The organism is Pseudomonas sp. CFSAN084952, assembly GCF_009648855.1.
Lineage (GTDB): Bacteria > Pseudomonadota > Gammaproteobacteria > Pseudomonadales > Pseudomonadaceae > Aquipseudomonas > Aquipseudomonas paracarnis.
The window spans coordinates 426568-443339 of record NZ_CP045767.1 but is presented as its reverse complement, the minus strand read 5'-3'; the positions used below and the strand labels follow the sequence as shown (position 1 = coordinate 443339).

At 61.2% G+C, this 16772-nt stretch carries 14 protein-coding genes; 7 read left to right on the top strand and 7 right to left on the bottom strand.

Features of this window, described 5'->3' with window-relative positions:
• Window positions 1–129 precede the first annotated feature (129 nt).
• A complete protein-coding gene (locus GH769_RS02090) occupies window positions 130–2976 on the top strand; it encodes a valine--tRNA ligase (RefSeq protein WP_032903313.1) in 2847 nt (948 codons plus the stop codon).
• Between the two features lie 239 nt (window positions 2977–3215).
• The gene (gene rlmF / locus GH769_RS02085) at window positions 3216–4232 is read left to right on the top strand and encodes a 23S rRNA (adenine(1618)-N(6))-methyltransferase RlmF (RefSeq protein WP_014717070.1); all 1017 of its coding nucleotides are present in this window, start codon (window positions 3216–3218) and stop codon (window positions 4230–4232) included.
• 182 nt (window positions 4233–4414) lie between these two features.
• On the opposite strand, the gene GH769_RS02080 is transcribed toward rlmF, so the two are convergent.
• Window positions 4415–4696, bottom strand: coding sequence for an HU family DNA-binding protein (locus GH769_RS02080; protein WP_003188840.1), 282 nt, complete (start codon window positions 4694–4696; stop codon window positions 4415–4417).
• Window positions 4697–5093: 397 nt separating this feature from the next.
• Between GH769_RS02080 and yejK the strand changes: the two genes are divergently transcribed.
• Window positions 5094–6098, top strand: coding sequence for a nucleoid-associated protein YejK (gene yejK / locus GH769_RS02075; RefSeq protein ID WP_014717069.1), 1005 nt, complete (start codon window positions 5094–5096; stop codon window positions 6096–6098).
• On the top strand, window positions 6098–6448 hold the full coding sequence (locus GH769_RS02070; RefSeq protein ID WP_020301210.1) for a glutaredoxin family protein: 351 nt from the start codon (window positions 6098–6100) through the stop codon (window positions 6446–6448). Before yejK ends, GH769_RS02070 begins: the two co-directional genes overlap by 1 nt.
• Window positions 6449–6584: 136 nt before the next feature.
• Here the strand turns inward: GH769_RS02070 and GH769_RS02065 are convergent, their stop codons facing one another.
• The 6 genes from GH769_RS02065 to GH769_RS02040 form a co-directional block, all read right to left on the bottom strand.
• Window positions 6585–8825, bottom strand: coding sequence for a TonB-dependent receptor (locus GH769_RS02065; RefSeq protein WP_020301211.1), 2241 nt, complete (start codon window positions 8823–8825; stop codon window positions 6585–6587).
• Window positions 8826–8980: 155 nt separating this feature from the next.
• Window positions 8981–9958, bottom strand: coding sequence for a FecR family protein (locus GH769_RS02060; RefSeq protein WP_032903315.1), 978 nt, complete (start codon window positions 9956–9958; stop codon window positions 8981–8983).
• Window positions 9955–10533: an RNA polymerase sigma factor gene (locus GH769_RS02055; protein ID WP_014717065.1), complete on the bottom strand. Its 579-nt coding sequence runs from the start codon at window positions 10531–10533 to the stop codon at window positions 9955–9957. Before GH769_RS02055 ends, GH769_RS02060 begins: the two co-directional genes overlap by 4 nt.
• A 7-nt stretch (window positions 10534–10540) precedes the next feature.
• A complete protein-coding gene (locus GH769_RS02050; protein ID WP_019817655.1) occupies window positions 10541–10867 on the bottom strand; it encodes a DUF3325 domain-containing protein in 327 nt (108 codons plus the stop codon).
• Window positions 10867–12441, bottom strand: coding sequence for a PepSY domain-containing protein (locus GH769_RS02045; RefSeq protein ID WP_032903316.1), 1575 nt, complete (start codon window positions 12439–12441; stop codon window positions 10867–10869). Before GH769_RS02045 ends, GH769_RS02050 begins: the two co-directional genes overlap by 1 nt.
• Window positions 12438–12740, bottom strand: coding sequence for a DUF3649 domain-containing protein (locus GH769_RS02040; protein ID WP_014717062.1), 303 nt, complete (start codon window positions 12738–12740; stop codon window positions 12438–12440). Before GH769_RS02040 ends, GH769_RS02045 begins: the two co-directional genes overlap by 4 nt.
• Before the next feature lie 171 nt (window positions 12741–12911).
• Between GH769_RS02040 and GH769_RS02035 the strand changes: the two genes are divergently transcribed.
• From GH769_RS02035 to fecA, 3 genes are all read left to right on the top strand, one after another.
• On the top strand, window positions 12912–13400 hold the full coding sequence (locus GH769_RS02035) for a sigma-70 family RNA polymerase sigma factor (protein WP_032903394.1): 489 nt from the start codon (window positions 12912–12914) through the stop codon (window positions 13398–13400).
• A complete protein-coding gene (locus GH769_RS02030; protein WP_032903318.1) occupies window positions 13397–14338 on the top strand; it encodes a FecR domain-containing protein in 942 nt (313 codons plus the stop codon). Before GH769_RS02035 ends, GH769_RS02030 begins: the two co-directional genes overlap by 4 nt.
• A gap of 91 nt (window positions 14339–14429) precedes the next feature.
• Entirely contained in the window at window positions 14430–16766 is a 2337-nt protein-coding gene (fecA, locus tag GH769_RS02025) for a TonB-dependent Fe(3+) dicitrate receptor FecA (RefSeq protein ID WP_032903320.1), read from the top strand.
• Window positions 16767–16772: the final 6 nt, after the last annotated feature.

Here is a 16772-nt window from a genome sequence, read left to right as displayed (position 1 = left end):
CATCGCAGGCAAGCCAGCTCCCACATTAATTCTGCATCGGTCTTAACCGTCTTCGCCTCGCCCTCGCCCCTATCCCCCGTTATACTTGCCGGCTTTCCTGAATAAATGCCAACTAGGGTCCCGCCGCGCATGGATAAGACCTACCAGCCCCACGCTATCGAAACTTCCTGGTACAACACCTGGGAGTCCGAGAACTATTTCGCCCCACAAGGTGCGGGCGACTCGTACACCATCATGATTCCGCCACCGAACGTCACTGGCAGCCTGCACATGGGCCATGGCTTCAACAATGCGATCATGGATGCGTTGATCCGCTTCCGCCGCATGCAGGGTCGCGACACCCTGTGGCAACCGGGCACCGACCACGCCGGCATCGCCACCCAGATGCTGGTGGAACGCCAACTGGAAGCCACCGGCCAGAACCGTCACGACCTGGGTCGCGAGAAATTCCTGGAGAAAGTCTGGGAATGGAAAGACCAGTCCGGCGGCAATATCAGCCGTCAGATCCGTCGCCTGGGTTCGTCCGTAGACTGGAGCCGCGAGCGCTTCACCATGGACGACGGCCTGTCCGAAGCCGTAAAGGAAGCCTTCGTGCGCCTGCACGAAGACGGCCTGATCTACCGCGGCAAGCGCCTGGTCAACTGGGACACCAAGTTGCACACGGCGATTTCCGACCTTGAAGTGGAAAACCACGACGAGAAAGGCTTCCTGTGGAACCTCAAGTACCCGCTGGCCGACGGCGCCAAGACCGCTGAAGGCAATGATTACCTGATCGTCGCCACTACCCGTCCGGAAACCATGCTCGGCGATGCCGCCGTCGCTGTTAACCCGAACGACGAGCGCTACCAGGCGCTGATCGGCAAGTTTGTCGAACTGCCGCTGGTTGGCCGCCGCATCCCGATCATCGCGGATGACTATTGCGACCCTGAGTTCGGCACCGGCTGCGTGAAAATCACCCCGGCCCACGATTTCAACGACTACGAAGTCGGCAAGCGCCACAACCTGCCGCTGCTGAACATCTTCGACAAAAATGCCGCCGTATTGCCGGCCTGCCAGGTGTTCAACCTGGACGGCTCGCTGAACGACAGCATCGACGGCAAGATCCCCGCCGAATACGCAGGTCTGGACCGTTTTGAAGCGCGCAAGCAGATCGTAGCTGCCTTCGACGCCGCCGGTTTGCTGGTCAGCGTCGACGACCACGGCCTGAAAGTGCCGAAGGGCGACCGCTCCGGCACCGTGATCGAGCCGTGGCTGACCGACCAGTGGTACGTGTCCACCAAGCCGCTGGCAGAACCTGCGATTGCCGCCGTGGAAGATGGCCGCATCCAGTTCGTGCCCAAACAGTACGAAAACATGTACTTCTCGTGGATGCGCGACATCCAGGACTGGTGCATCAGCCGTCAGCTGTGGTGGGGCCACCGTATTCCGGCCTGGTATGACGAATCGGGCAAGGTTTATGTAGGCCGCGACGAAGCCGAAGTGCGTGCCAAGCACAACCTCGGCGCCGACATCGCGCTGCAACAGGACAACGACGTACTGGACACCTGGTTCAGTTCGGGCCTGTGGACCTTCTCTACCCTGGGCTGGCCGCAGCAGACCGAGTTCCTGAAGAAATTCCACTCCACCGACGTGCTGGTCACCGGCTTCGACATCATTTTCTTCTGGGTTGCCCGGATGATCATGCTCACCATGCACCTGGTGAAGAACGAAGACGGCACCCCGCAGGTACCGTTCAAGACCGTGTACGTACACGGCCTGGTACGCGACGGCCAGGGCCAGAAGATGTCCAAGTCCAAGGGCAACGTCCTGGACCCGCTGGACATCATCGACGGCATCGACCTGGAAACCCTGGTGCAGAAACGCACCTCGGGCCTGATGCAGCCGAAACTGGCGAAAAAGATCGAGAAGCAGACCCGCGACGAATTCGCCGACGGCATCGCCAGCTACGGCACCGACGCCCTGCGCTTCACCTTCTGCTCGCTGGCCTCCACCGGTCGCGACATCAAGTTCGACATGGGCCGCGTCGAAGGCTATCGCAACTTCTGCAACAAGATCTGGAACGCGGCGCGCTACGTGCTGGACAAAGGCGAAGACTGCGGCCAGAACGGCGAAGCCTATGAGCTGAGCCTGGCGGATCGCTGGATCATCTCGCAGCTGCAGCGCACCGAAGCCGAAGTGACCCGCCAGCTCGACCAGTTCCGTTTCGACCTGGCCGCACAGGCCCTGTACGAGTTCATCTGGAACCAGTATTGCGACTGGTACCTGGAACTGTCCAAGCCGGTACTGTGGGACGAGAACGCCCCGGTCGAACGCCAGCGCGGCACCCGTCGCACCCTGGTGCGCGTGCTCGAAGTGGCGCTGCGCCTGGCGCATCCGTTCATGCCGTTCATCACCGAAGAAATCTGGCAGCGCCTGGCGCCGCTGGCCGGTATCGAAGGCAAGACCATCATGCTGCAACCTTGGCCGGTGGCCAACGAAGCGCGCATCGATGAGGCCGCCGAAAGCGATATCGAATGGCTCAAGACCCTGATGCTCGGCACACGCAACATCCGCGCCGAGATGAACATCGGGCCGGGCAAGCCGCTGGCCGTGTTCGTCAAGAACGCCAGTGCCGAAGACCAGCGTCGCCTCAGCGAGAACGATGCGCTGCTCAAGAAACTGGCCAAGCTGGAGTCGATCACCGTATTGGCTGCCGATGTCGAAGCACCGTTGTCTGCCACCGCGTTGGTCGGTGATATGGAAGTGCTGGTGCCGATGGCCGGCCTGATCGACAAGGGCGCGGAACTTGCCCGCCTCGACAAGGAAATTGCGCGCCTGCAAGGCGAAGTGCAGCGAGTGGGCGGCAAGCTGTCCAACGCGGCGTTCGTTGACAAAGCGCCAGCTGAAGTGATCGAGAAAGAACGCGCCAAGTTGGCCGAGGCTGAACAGGCCTTGGGCAAGCTGGCGGAGCAACACGCGCGGATTTCCAGCCTGTAAGGCTTGCGCCGTGTAAAAAAAGAGGCCTTCGGGTCTCTTTTTTTGTCCAGGCAAACGACACCATTTCCCAATCAAAACCCTATCCCTGTGGGAGCTGGCTTGCCAGCGATAGCATCACCTCAGTCTGCCTGATACACCCAGTCGCCTGCATCGCAGGCAAGCCAGCTCCCACATTTGACCGAGTTGTCCCCGGGAATGTGTGACAATGACCGCCACTTTGAGCCAAACCCAGAATCATCATGACCGCCCCCACTACGCCCAAACCTCCGCGCAAGAAGCCTAAAACCGCCGCCACGGCCAAACCCGTCGCGCCACGCAAAGAGGCCACCCTGCACCCGCGCAACCGCCACACGGGCCGTTACGACTTCCCGGCGCTGATCAAGACCACGCCTGAACTGGCCAAATTCGTGATCATCAACCCCTACGGCAAAGAGAGCATCGACTTCGCCAGCCCGGATGCAGTGCGGGTGTTCAACCGGGCGCTGCTCAAGTCGTTCTATGGCATCCAGCATTGGGATATCCCGGCGGACTACCTGTGCCCGCCGGTGCCGGGGCGTGCTGACTATGTGCATTTCCTCGCCGACCTGCTGGCCAGCGTCAACGACGGCAAGATCCCGCGGGGCTCGATCGTCAAGGTGCTGGACATCGGTATGGGCGCCAACTGCGTGTACCCGCTGATTGGCTATATGGAGTACCGCTGGAACTTCCTGGGCTCGGAGGTCGACCCGACCGCCGTGGCCGCCGCCAAGGCCATCGTGCAGTCCAACGACCTGAGCAAGGTCATCCAGCTGCGCCAGCAACCCAACCCCAAGCAGATCCTGTTGGGCCTGCTGGAGCCGGGTGAGCGCTTTGACCTTACGATGTGCAATCCGCCCTTCCATGCATCCATGGACGAAGCCACCAAAGGCAGCGAGCGTAAATGGCGCGCCTTGGGCAAGGCCGACCCGAAACGCAAGTTGCCGGTGCTTAACTTCGGTGGTCAATCGGCCGAACTGTGGTGTGAAGGTGGCGAAGCGCGGTTTGTGACGCAGTTGATCGCCGAAAGCGCGCACTTTGCGCATAAAGTGCTGTGGTTCAGCACCCTGGTGTCCAAAGCCTCCAACTTGCCGGCGATCGAAACGGCGCTGAAAAAAGCTGGCGTGCTGGAAAGCCAGGTAGTGGAGATGTCCCAGGGGCAGAAGCAGAGCCGCTTTGTGGCCTGGACGTTCCAGACCAAGAACGAGCAGCAGATCTGGCGCCAGCGCTGGGTTCGATAAGAATCATTGTGGCGAGGGAGCTTGCTCCCGCTGGGCAGCGCAGCGGCCCCAAAATCCTGGGAGCGCTGCGCACTCCAGCGGGAGCAAGCTCCCTCGCCACAATAACCGCGCTCTACAATAAAATCGCAGGCAATAAAAAACCGTGCCCGGATCACTCCGAAGCACGGTTTTTTTGCTGCGTCTTACTTGTTAACAGCGTCGGTCAGGCCTTTAGCCACAACCAGCTTGATAACTTTCTTGGCAGCGATTTCGATGGCAGCGCCAGTCGAAGGGTTACGGCCAGTACGGGCAGGACGCTCGGTCACTTTCAGTTTGCCAACGCCTGGCAGAGTGATTTCGCCGCCATTTTCCAGCTGATCAGCAACAACTTGGCTCAGTTGGTCCAGCAGAGCACGCACGGTAGTTTTCGGTGCGTCTACTGCTTCAGCCAGGTCAGCGATCAGTTGGTCTTTAGTAATAGCCATTGTGGTGTTCCTTCCCTATCAAATTCATATGGATTGCAGAGTGCAGTGTCAGCCGTCGAGCCCGACCGTCATGGCCTGGCATCCCCGGCCATAACCACGGAGATCGGGGTTATAGATGCTTGAAACGGGGATTGGTTCGACCTGACAAATGCTGAATGCACGCTTAACGCCGAGACTTGGCGTAAGACGGGGCAAAACTAGCACAGAGACGGGGAAATATCCGCCTCAACATACCCATTTGGTCAGCTTTATCGCTCTAAACCGTGAAAAAAAGGCATATGGCCAGTCACAGGGCGTGCAAAATGCCGTTCGGGGCACGTCTTGACCAATGGGTGCGGTACACTGGACGACTTTTTGGGGAGGCCAACCGCTCCCCCTTCAACCAGCCGAGAAGCCTATGCCGATCCGTCATTGCATCGTCCACCTGATCGACAAAAAACCCGACGGCACACCCGCAGTTCTTCACGCCCGCGACACGGAACTGGCCGAGTCCGCCGCCATCGAGAACATGCTTGCCGACCTCAACGAGAGCTACAACGCCAAACAAGGCAAGGCCTGGGGTTTCTTCCATGCCGAGTCCGGCGCGCACCCGTTCAGCGGTTGGTTGAAGGAGTACTTTGACGGTGGCCAGGACTTCACCAGCTTCAGCCGCACGGCGGTAGAGCACCTGCAGAAGCTGATGGAGGAATCCAACCTCTCCACCGGCGGCCATGTGCTGTTTGCCCATTACCAGCAAGGCATGACCGACTACCTGGCCATCGCCCTGCTGCACCACAGCGAAGGCGTGGCGGTGACCGATGAGCTGGACGTGACGCCCTCGCGCCACCTGGACCTGGGCCAGTTGCACCTGGCGGCGCGTATCAACGTCTCCGAGTGGCAGAACAACAAGCAGTCCAAGCAGTACATCTCCTTCATCAAAGGCAAGAACGGCAAGAAGGTCTCGGAGTACTTTCGCGACTTTATCGGCTGCCAGGAAGGCGTGGATGGCCCGGGCGAAACCCGCACCCTGCTCAAGGCGTTCAGTGACTTCGTCGAAAGCGAAGACTTGCCCGACGAGTCCGCCCGCGAGAAAACCAAGACCCTGGTGGACTACGCCAGCAGCCAGGCGAAGCTCGGCGAACCCATGGGCCTGGAAGAGCTCTCGGGCCTGATCGATGAAGACCGGCCAAAAGCCTTCTACGACCACATCCGCAACAAGGATTACGGCCTGTCGCCGGAAATTCCGGCCGACAAACGCACCCTCAACCAGTTCCGCCGCTTCACCGGGCGCGCCGAGGGCCTGTCCATCAGCTTTGAAGCGCACCTGCTGGGCGACAAGATCGAGTACGACGAAGCCGCCGGCACCTTGATCATCAAGGGCCTGCCGACCCAACTGACCGACCAGCTCAAGCGCCGTAACTGATGCTGGGCGGGGTACTCAAGAAAGTCCTGCTGGTGCTGCTGGTGGTGGTTGCGATCCAGAACTGGGGCAAGGTGGAGCGGCTGTTCAACCCGTCCCAGGTGGCGCCCGAGCACGTACGCGCCTCGGCGCGGGTGGTGCTCTATGCCACCGAGTGGTGTGGGTACTGCAAGCAGATCCGGCGTTTTCTGGACCAGAAGGGTATCCCGTACCAGGCCGTCGATATAGAGAAGGATGCCGAGGCGCGCAAGGCGTACGAGGCACTGGGCGGTGGCGGGATTCCGTTTGTGGATGTAAACGGGACCTTGATTCGCGACTACAACCCTGAAGCGATCATGGCCGCCCTGAAGTAACACCCAATCAAATGTGGGAGCTGGCTTGCCTGCGATGGCGGTGTAATAGGTTCAATACCTGTGACTGACACACCGCTATCGCAGGCAAGCCAGCTCCCACACAAGTCAGCTCTGCACATTGGGCTTGCGGGTGGGCTTAGAAGTTGGCTTCCAGCGACACCATCGCCGTGCGCTCCTCACCCACGTTGTAATACGCCGTGCTCGCCCCCAACCCGTTCACCGGCGCCGAGTTGAACGCCACCGTACGCGCCGAGCTCAAGTACTCCTTGTCGAACACGTTGAGCATCGAAAACCGCAGTGCCGCCGACTTGATGACCTTCTTATCCACCGGCAAATAAATACCCGCGTTCAGGTCAAACACCGTACGGCCTTCGATCTTCTCCTTGTTGGTCAAATCGCCATAGAAACTGCCGACATATTTGCCTGCAATGTTGCCGTAGAACCGCGAATCGTCATACCCGAACACCAGGTTGAACATGTTTTCCGGCACGTTGGCCAATTGCTTGCCCGAGGTTGGTAGCAGCACGTTCTTGCTGAGCAGATCGTCCTTCTGCTCAGACTGGGTGTAGGTATAGGACGCGTAGTAATTGAAGTTGTGCGGCAACAGGCCGCTCCATTCCAGCTCCAAGCCTTTGTTATCGACAGTGCCGACGTTGAGCACCATGTAGTCACCGCTGGCGTCGGTGGTCGAGACCTGGCGATCCTTGAAGCTGATGTAGAACAGGGTCGCACTCAAGGCCATGTCGTCTTCGGTGTAGCGCCAGCCCAGTTCCTGGTTCCAGCTCAATTCGGACTTGAGGCTGACGGAGTCGCCCTTGTTGTACAGCACGTAGTTGGGCGGCGTGCGCATATTGCGGGTGACGTTGTAGAACGCCTGGTTGCTTTCATCGACCTGGTACTTGGCGCTGAAGTTGGGCAGGAACTGGTGGTAGCGGGTGTTACGCTTCTCCGGTGTGTCGTACAGGCTGCCGAGGTTGTTGCCGTCACGCTCGACATATTGGTAGGCCACGCCGCCAACAAAACTCAGGTCCGGTGTGGCTTGCCAGTTGTCCTGTACCCAGAGCTTCTGCGCGGGAGTGACGGTGTAGTAGTGACGGCCCTGGACCGTAGCGCCGTTTTTGTCGACCACCTGGCCGCCGCTGTTGTAGTCGCCCCACACATCGTCGGGGGCACCTTCGTTGTTAATGCCGATAAAGGGCTGGGTCTGGCGCTGGCGTGCGCGTTCGTACCAGTAGCCATAGTCCAGGCTGTGTTCTTCGTTGATGTCCCACTTCATTTTCGCCGTGAAGCCAGGGCGCCAGGTTTCGGTCCACGAAGGGCGGTAATAGTTGGCCGATTGCAGGTTACTCAGGTCGTAGTTGCCGGCCTTGTCGGACTTTGGCCCCAGGTTGGAAGCCGTCTGGCCGCTGAAGCTGCCACCGTTGGCCCAGTAGTAATACGGCGTGAGCGTCAGCGACAAATTGTCCTGCAGTTGCCAGCGCTGGGTCAGCGTAGCGTTGACGCTTTCGAACGGGTTGCGGTTGAGCTTGTAGGACGCCGACAGCAAACCAGCCTTGTACACCGGGCTTTGCGCGTAATCCTTACGCCGTCCTTCGGTGTCGAACTGCGCCTTGCTAAGGCTGTTGTAGTTGTAGTTTTCCTGCTTGTTGTACTTGATCGTGGCCAATGTGGAGTTGCCGTTATCCCCTTCGAACAGGCTGCTCCACTCGATCTTGTCGCTGCGCAGAGTGCCCTTGCCGCGCCATTTGTCACCTTCCAGGTGGGATGCCGACACCCAGGTTTTCAGGCCCCCCACATCCCCGGTGTTCGCTCGCACGAAGGTCTTGCGCAGGGCGTTGGCACCGACGATCTGTTTGGCGAAAACCCCGGCGTCCTTGGTCGGGCGAATGGTGATCATGCCAATGTTGCCGCCGCTGGAGCCGATGTGCGGGCCGTCGGCCTCGGAGGAACCTTGGGTGGCGAACACTTCGGCCAGGTTTTCCGGGTCGCCTAACTGATTGGAGTACACACTGTAGTTGCCCGAATCGTTGATCGGCACGCCGTCCACCGAGACGCCGACCTGGTCGGAACTCATGCCCCGCATGGTAAAACTGGTGCCACTGGTGCCGCTGGCGTCATCACTGGAAACGTTGATGCCCGGCGTGTACTTGAGCTTGTCGATGGCGTTGGCGGTGGCCGACATTTCGTCCATGGCTTGCTTGGTCACCGTCGAGCGTGCCTTGGCACTTTCTTCGAGAATCATGTGGCCGCTGCCAAGGGTTTGCTTGCCGGCGATGTTCACCGAGCCTACATCCTGGGCATCATCGGCCAAAACCAGCGGCGCAAAGCCGCCCAGGCCCGATGCGAGGAGCAGGGCATAAAGAGTGTTGTGGTTCACGTGTAGATCCCTTACTGACATTGTTGTGTTGTATGGGGCAGATGCGAGCTTCCTGACCACTTGTTCAGGAACCCAGGGATGATCCACGGCACGTGTAACCGTTTGGTGACAGGTTTTGGCGATTGCGATGAAGGTTCGATGAAGGCGCTGCGGGCCTAGCGCAACACAATCATTCGGCCCAACAAGGTGTGCTGTTCAAAGCCCAACACCGCTTGCAAGGCGTTCAAGACCGCTACAGGGTCCTGGCTCGGAAAGCTGCCGCTGACGCGTTTGGCGGCCATGTTTTCGTTAAGCAGAAGAATTCGGCCGGGGTAATAACGCCTCAGGTCCTGGACCACATCGGCCAGGGGTGCCCTGTAGTAGTTGAGCCAACCTTCGCGCCAAGCCAGGCGTGAGGCGCTGTCGACCCCATGCAAAGGGTCGGCAATACCGTCGGCATAGGCCACTTGCTGGCCCGCTGTCAGCACCTGTTGCTGGCCCTGTTTGGAGGGCGTCACGCCCACACGGCCGGACAGCACAGTGACCTCGGCGCCGTCAGGTTGCAGGCGCACTTCAAACTGCGTTCCCATTACCCGCGTTTCACCGCCGCTCGCCTCCACCACGAAGGGTTGGCCGGTGTGGGTCACACTGAAAAAACCTGCACCACGGCGCAATTGGATGTGCCGTTCGCCCTGGCTGAAATCTACAGAGATGGCGCTGTCGGCGTCGAGGGTGACCTTGGATTGATCGGCCAGGGTGAAGGTCTTTACCTCACCCGGCGCCGTCACATAATCGGCGCCCCACTCATCGACCCAGCGTGACGGCTGCCAACCGGCGCCCATCGACACCATCAGCAGCAGGCAGGCGGCGACGGCCAAGGCACCAGACCAACGCGCTACCCGGGAGCGTTTGGAGGCGTTGATCGTATTGAGGTAGCGCTGCAAGGCGAGCGCGTCCTCATCGGCCAGTTGGCGCGCCGGTACTTCGCTTAATTCCCAGAGCACCTGGGCTTGGGAGTACGCCTCAACGTGTGCGGGATCTGCACGTAACCAGCGGCTGAACGTGGCCTGGTCGCCGCTGCTAGGCTGGTCATGCAGCAGGCACAACCAATCGAGTGCGGCCTGTTCCTGGGCGGGCGTGGGCGTGAGGTTCACGGGGCTTTCCCTGGCATGCGTGGAGGCGGTGGTTCGCGAAGGCTGGCCTTGCAGGCTTCGAGGGCGCGCATCATATGTTTTTCCACGGCGCTTTGGGACAGGCCCATGGCCTTGGCGATTTCGGCGTACTTGCGGCCGTGGATGCGGTTAAGCAGGAAAATCTGGCGGGTGCGCTCGGGCAAGCTGCGCAAGGCGGCTTCCACATGGCGCAGATCATTGCCCGCCTCCAACGCTGCCTGGGGTTCGCAGCCTTGGTGGTCAGATTGTTCCGGCAGCCAGCCTTCGCTGCTGCGTGCTCGCGCGCCTTCGCTGCGCAGGTGGTCGATGGCGATGTTGCCGGCGCAGCGCAGCAGGTAGGTGCTCAATTCTTCGACCTGCACCAGCGGGCGACGCCAGAAGCGCAGGAACAAATCCTGCACCAGGTCGGCTGCCGTGGCGCGGCAACCCACACGGCGGCTGACCAACGCCTCCATTTGCGAGCGCTGGGACAAAAACACCTGCAGGAAATGCGCGCGTCCCCCCGCTGCATCCGCGTGCGGAGTGTCCTGAGGAGATTGCGGTCGATGGCTCCTCATGGCCGGCTCAAGAGAGGGCGAACGCCGCAACAGGGCTGGCCAACAGGGCGAGCCCCGCCAGGATCAAGGCCAGCCTTGGCCGATACGGCAACAGCAACACCAGCAGCAAGGCGCTGAGCATCAACACCGCGCACCACTCCACCAGGCCCTGGCTCCAACCGGCGCCCAGCACCGACGGCCAGATCGACACGCCCAGCAACAACCAACCGCCCACCCGCAACCCCAGGCGCCGAATGGCTGTGGGTTTGCTGTGCAGCAATTCGCCGTGGTGACGGTCGGTGGACAAGCACAGTGCCATGAACCCGGCGTAGCACATCAAAAGCGCCAGAAGCATCAGTTGGTTTGCTGCTTGAGTGTTAACCCGCGGGCACGCTCAGCCTTGGGTAGCGGCGCGCTGCGGTGATGCATCTTCCAGGCTGCCCAGGCGAGGAACGCGCCACTGGCCAGGCAGGTGAGGTCGAAGCCGGCCATCGCCCAGTCGCCGCTTGGCACAGAGACACCCAAGTGATGCGAGGTGGTGATGGCGTTGAGCAATGGAATGGCGGCAAACAACAGCGCGCCGAAGCTCAGTTGCTCGACCCAGCCCTGGCGACCGCGCCGCAGCAAGGCGTGCAACAGGCTCAGGGCCCAGGCGATAAAGAACGCCTGCACTTCCCAGTCGGAACGCGCGGTGAAGCTCACCGGCAGCAGGCGGTTAGCCCAGAAAAACGCCGCGATGGCGATCATCAAGCCAGACATGCTGGCAATATTCAGCACTTCCACCAACCGCAGTTCAAAGGGCATCACCGAGGCCTTGGCATGCTTGAGCTGGCGCTTGCCCAGCCAGATCACCAAGCCTGTGCCGATCATCGCCGTACCCGCCAAGCCGCAGATAAAGTAAAGCCAGCGCAGCACCGGGCCGGCGAAATGGCCCATGTGCAAACCGTAGAAACTGCCACCGATGGCCGTCGCCAATGACGGCTCGGCACTGCCTCGCAACAGCTCGCCGGTGGTGCCGTTGAACGACAACGTACTGCCGGAGGCATGCACCACGCTGTCGGAGCCAGCGCGCGACACGTTGATCGACGCGTTGACATCGCCGGGGTTGTTGACCGCCACACGCCCCACATGCCCGCCCGCCCACTGTTCCCGCGCCTGCTGGTACATCGGCATCAACGGCAGCAGTTTGCCCGGCTGGCCGAGGGCCGGCGCATTGTCAGTAGCGGGGAACAGCTCACTGAAAAACGCCCGGCTGTCGTCGCCATAGGACGCCACGATGGGCGCAGGCATGACCATGCTCATGAAAATCACCAGGCTGCTGTAGGTGATCATCAGGTGAAACGGCAGCACCAGCACACCCACCGCGTTGTGCCCGTCGAGCCAGGAGCGCTGGCCTTTGCCCGGGCGGAAGGTGAAGAAGTCCTTGAAGATTTTTTTATGGGTGATGATGCCGGTGATCAGTGCGACCAACATCACCATGGCGGCGATGGTCGACAGCCAGCGGCCCCACGGGTAAGGCATTTGCAGTTGGAAGTGGAAACGATAGAAGAACTCGCCGCCCTTGCTTTCGCGGGCCTGCACCGGTTGGCCGGTGACGGGGTCGAGGACTTTCTGGATGAAGGTACCGCGCTTGCCGGGTTCGAGCTTGTCTTGCCACATCACCGACAAACCGGGGTCGCGGCGGTTCGGCAAGGTAATGAACCAGCGTGCGGCGGTAGGCGCCTGCTGTTGCAGGTAGTTTTGCGCGACGGCGAGGCTGCGCCCATCGTCCAGGGGATGGGCCTGCACTTCGGGCTGCATCCAGTGGGTTATTTCATCTTTGAAATAGGCCAGGGTGCCGGTCAGGAAAATCGCGAACAGCAGCCAGCCGAAGATCAAGCCTGCCCAGGTGTGCAGCCAGGCCATGGCCTGGCGAAAGCCCTCTTTCATGTGCGAGCCATCCAGAAACCGATGCCGGCCAGGGTGGCCAAGAGTGCGCTCGGCACCATCACCCCTGCCCAGGCGCGCCATGCCGTGCGGCAGGCAAAACACCAGAGCACCGCCAGCAGGTAGAACACAAAGGAACTCATCATGCCGGTGACCACCGCATCGGCACGGGAGGTGGGCAGCCAGAGCGCCAGGCAGATGGCGGCCAGGGAGGCCATCAGATAACCGCCAATCACCGCCGCCAGCACGCGCGAGGTGACGGCGAGGCGGTAGGAAACGGGCAATGAGGTTTTGCTTTTCATGCGGCAGGCGCCTGGTTCATCAGCGCGCAATATTAATGATAAATATTCTCATAAGCAAAAGAGAACGGATGAATCACCTGCCTTGGCCGATTGCCGAACCTTGTCATGCGCCCTACAATGCGAACAATTCTTGTTCTCTAAAGCATGTCGAATGCTTGCGGAGTGATCGCGTTGCAGCCGTCCAACCCCGTCGAAGTGTTGTACAACGACCATCACCACTGGCTCACCGGCTGGTTGCGACGCAAGCTCGGCTGCCCGGAAAACGCCGCCGACCTGGCTCAGGACACCTTTATCCGCGTGCTCAGTGCCCGGGAAGCGCCAACGCTGATCGAGCCGCGCGCCTTCCTCACCACTGTGGCCAAGCGCGTGCTGTTCAACTTCTACCGCCGCCAGGATCTGGAGCGCGCCTACCTCGAGGCCTTGGCTCAGATGCCCGAACACGTGGCACCGTCGGAAGAAGACCGCGCAATCATCCTGCAAACCCTGCTGGAACTGGACCAACTGCTCGACGGCTTGCCCAAGCAGGTCAAATGCGCTTTCCTGCTGGCCCAACTCGACGGCCTGACCTACGCGCAAATCGGCGCGCAACTGGGCATCTCCATCGCCACCGTCAAACGCCACCTGACCAAAGCGGCCATGCGCTGCTACTTCGCCCTATGAACGTCTCCAGCCAAGTCGCCGAACAAGCCGTGCACTGGTTGCTGGAAATGCAGCAAGGCACGCTCAACCCACGCCAGCAGGCGGCCTGGCAGCAATGGTTGAATGCCCACAGCGAACACCAACGCGCGTGGGAGCAGATCCAGAGCGTCAACCAACGCCTGCGCGGCGTGCCCTCCCCCCTGGCCCACGCGGCGTTGAACGCGCCTACCTCCCGCAGCCGGCGTCAGGCGCTTAAATTACTGTTGATTGTGGGTGCCGGTTCGGCCGCCGCCTGGAGCCTGCGCCAGCAACATATCCTGCCGCCGCTGACGGCTGACTATCGCAGCCCGGTGGGCCAGCGCCGCACAGTACAACTGGCCGACGGCAGCCAGTTGCAGCTCAACACCGGCAGCGCGGTGGATGTGCATTTCGACGGCCAACAGCGCCTGGTGCGCTTGCTTGAAGGTGAAATCCTGCTCACCGCCCGTGCAGGCCAGACGCCGTTGCACGTGCTGACCGGCCAGGGCCTGCTCAGCAGCCAGGCGGCGCGCTTGACTGTGCGCCAGTTCAACGACCACACCCAACTGGCGGTACTGGCCGGCCAGGTCGAGGTGATGCCCAACCGCTACAACGGCTTGGCGCTGAGGGTCGATGCCGCGCACCAGGTCAATTTCACCCGCAAAGGCTGGGACACCCCACGCCCCACCGACGCCAACAGCGGCGCCTGGGCCGACGGCATGCTGGTGGCCGCACACATGCGCCTCGAAGACTTCCTCAATGAACTGGGACGCTACCGTCGCGGCCAGCTCCAGTGCGATCCACACGTCGCCAACCTGCTGCTGTCCGGCAGCTACCCGCTGGACGACAGCGAACGCATCCTCGACCTACTGGAAATCAGCCTGCCGGTGAAAGTGCGGCGCTTTACGCGTTATTGGGTGACCGTGCAGGCACGGGTCTGAATTTATTTTACTTTTGTGTGAGCCGTTTTCCGCACCTGGCGTGACAGAGAAGGAAAGCCACCTTGATCCTTCCTTCTCAGGACCGCCCTTCATGCCCCAGCACCCGACGCTTCTCGCCCGTACACTGCGCCAACTCCTGCTCGGTGCCAGCCTCAGCCTGACCACACTGCCGGCGGTGATGGCAGCCGACGCCAAGGCGTACCACATCGCACCTACTACCTTGGAAGCGGCCCTGAATCAATTCGGTCGCGAAGCCGGCGTGTTGGTTTCCTTCGGTTCCGCCGTGACGGCCGGGATGCAAAGCCCTGGGTTGTCGGGCAGCTACAGCGCTGCCGAGGGCTTGCAAAAACTACTGGAAGGCACCGGCCTGCAAGCCCGCGCCGAGGGTGACAACGCTTACAGCCTGCAACCGGCTGGCGCCCCTGCGACCCTGGAGCTGCAGACCTCCAACGTGGTCGGCGACTGGCTCGGTGACGCGGCGCAAACCAATGTGTTCGAGCACCCCGGCGCCCGTGATGTGATCCGCCGCGAAGAATTCGAACGCCAGGGCGCCACTCAGGCTCGCGATGTGCTCAACCGTATCCCTGGCGTCAACGCCCCGGACAACAACGGCACCGGTAGCCACGACATGGCGCTGAACTTCGGCATTCGCGGGCTCAACCCGCGCCTGGCGTCGCGCTCCACCGTGCTGATGGATGGCATCCCGGTGCCCTTCGCGCCTTACGGCCAGCCGCAACTCTCCTTTGCGCCGATCAGCATGGGCAATATGGACGCGGTGGATGTGGTACGCGGCGGCGGTGCGGTGCGCTATGGCCCGCAAAACGTCGGTGGCATCGTCAACTTCGTCACCCGTGCCATCCCGGATGCGCCGACGGTCAAGGGCGGTTTGCAGACCGAGACCAGCCCCTCCTCCAGCCACGACGGCTTCAAGACCACCGGCAACCTGCTGGCCGGCGGCACTGCCGACAACGGCTTGGGCGGCGCGATTTTGTACTCCGGCACCCGCGGCGGCGACTGGCGCGAAAACAGCAACACGCGCATCGATGACCTGATCCTCAAGGGCAAATACCAACTGGACGATGCCAACAGCTTCAACGCCATGGCACAGTACTACGAAGGCCAGGCCGATATGCCGGGCGGTTTGAACGTCAAGGACTACAAGGCCGACCCGTATCAGTCCACTCGGCCCTACGACAAGTTCTGGGGCCGCCGCACGATGTTCAACGTCGGCTACCGCTACGAGCAGGACCGCCGCGAATTCACGGTCAACAGCTTCTTCACCAAGACCCTGCGCAGCGGTTACCTGGACCAGGGCAGTTTCCTGTCGCTGTCGCCACGGGAATATTGGGTGCGCGGCCTGGAGACGCGCTTCGCCCAGGGCTTCGACCTCGGCCCCACCAGCCATGAAGTGGGTGTGGGCTACCGCTACATCAATGAAGCCGGCCACGAACTGCGCTACCGCACTCCGATTGCCGCCAACCAGCAAATCCCCACCACCAACAGCCGCAACGACCGCGATACGCGCGGCGGCACCGAAGCCAATGCGTTCTTCATCGACGACCGCATCGACATCGGCAAGTGGACCCTCACCCCTGGTATTCGCTACGAGATGATCGAGTCCCAGCAGACCAACAACCTGAGCAACGTCAAATACAAGGGCGACTACAACACTGCCCTGCCGGCGCTGAATGTGCTTTACCACCTCACCGACGACTGGAACCTGTACGCCAACACCGAAGGCTCGTTCGGCAGCGTGCAGTACAGCCAGATGCCAAACCGTGTGAACAGTGGCGAAGTGAAACCGGAAAAAGCCCGCACCTGGGAACTCGGCACGCGCTATGACAACGGCAACCTGCGCGCAGAAATCGGCGCGTTCCTGATTAACTTCGACAACCAGTACGACAGCAACCAGACCAACGACACCGTGATCGCCCGCGGTGAAACCCGTCACCAGGGCATCGAGTCGAGCATCAACTATGCGCTCGACGGCCTTAGCCCGGCGCTGGCCGGTTTCGATGTGTACGCCACTTACGCCTATGTGGACGCGACCATCCGCGAAGACGGGCCGAACAAAGGCAACCGCGTGCCCTTCTCGTCCAAGCACAAAGGCACCCTGGGCGTGGGTTACACCGAAGGCCCGTGGAAGCTGAATGTGGACAGCAGCTACCAGAGCAGCCAGTTCGCCGACAACGCCAACACCCAGGCCGAAAGCGCCGACGGTGCCAATGGACGCATCCCCGGCTACATGCTGTTCAGCAGCCGCGCAGCCTATGACTTCGGCCCGCAGTTGTCGGATCTGAATGTGGCGGTGGGGGTGAAGAACATCTTCAACAAGCAGTACTACACCCGCTCGTTCGACGACAACAACAAGGGCAAGTACGTGGGTGAGCCGCGCACGGTGTATGTGCAAACCTCTATCGCGTTCTGACTGCAA

Bases quoted from the DNA above. Each gene is read 5' to 3' on its own strand.
- fecA (WP_032903320.1), top strand. From the start codon at position 14,430: ATGCCCCAGCACCCGACGCTTCTCGCCCGTACACTGCGCCAACTCCTG.
- yejK (WP_014717069.1), top strand. From the start codon at position 5,094: ATGCCGATCCGTCATTGCATCGTCCACCTGATCGACAAAAAACCCGAC.
- rlmF (WP_014717070.1), top strand. From the start codon at position 3,216: ATGACCGCCCCCACTACGCCCAAACCTCCGCGCAAGAAGCCTAAAACC.
- GH769_RS02080 (WP_003188840.1), bottom strand. From the start codon at position 4,696: ATGGCTATTACTAAAGACCAACTGATCGCTGACCTGGCTGAAGCAGTA.
- GH769_RS02030 (WP_032903318.1), top strand. From the start codon at position 13,397: ATGAACGTCTCCAGCCAAGTCGCCGAACAAGCCGTGCACTGGTTGCTG.
- GH769_RS02040 (WP_014717062.1), bottom strand. From the start codon at position 12,740: ATGAAAAGCAAAACCTCATTGCCCGTTTCCTACCGCCTCGCCGTCACC.
- GH769_RS02070 (WP_020301210.1), top strand. From the start codon at position 6,098: ATGCTGGGCGGGGTACTCAAGAAAGTCCTGCTGGTGCTGCTGGTGGTG.
- GH769_RS02050 (WP_019817655.1), bottom strand. From the start codon at position 10,867: ATGCTTCTGGCGCTTTTGATGTGCTACGCCGGGTTCATGGCACTGTGC.
- GH769_RS02090 (WP_032903313.1), top strand. From the start codon at position 130: ATGGATAAGACCTACCAGCCCCACGCTATCGAAACTTCCTGGTACAAC.
- GH769_RS02045 (WP_032903316.1), bottom strand. From the start codon at position 12,441: ATGAAAGAGGGCTTTCGCCAGGCCATGGCCTGGCTGCACACCTGGGCA.
- GH769_RS02055 (WP_014717065.1), bottom strand. From the start codon at position 10,533: ATGAGGAGCCATCGACCGCAATCTCCTCAGGACACTCCGCACGCGGAT.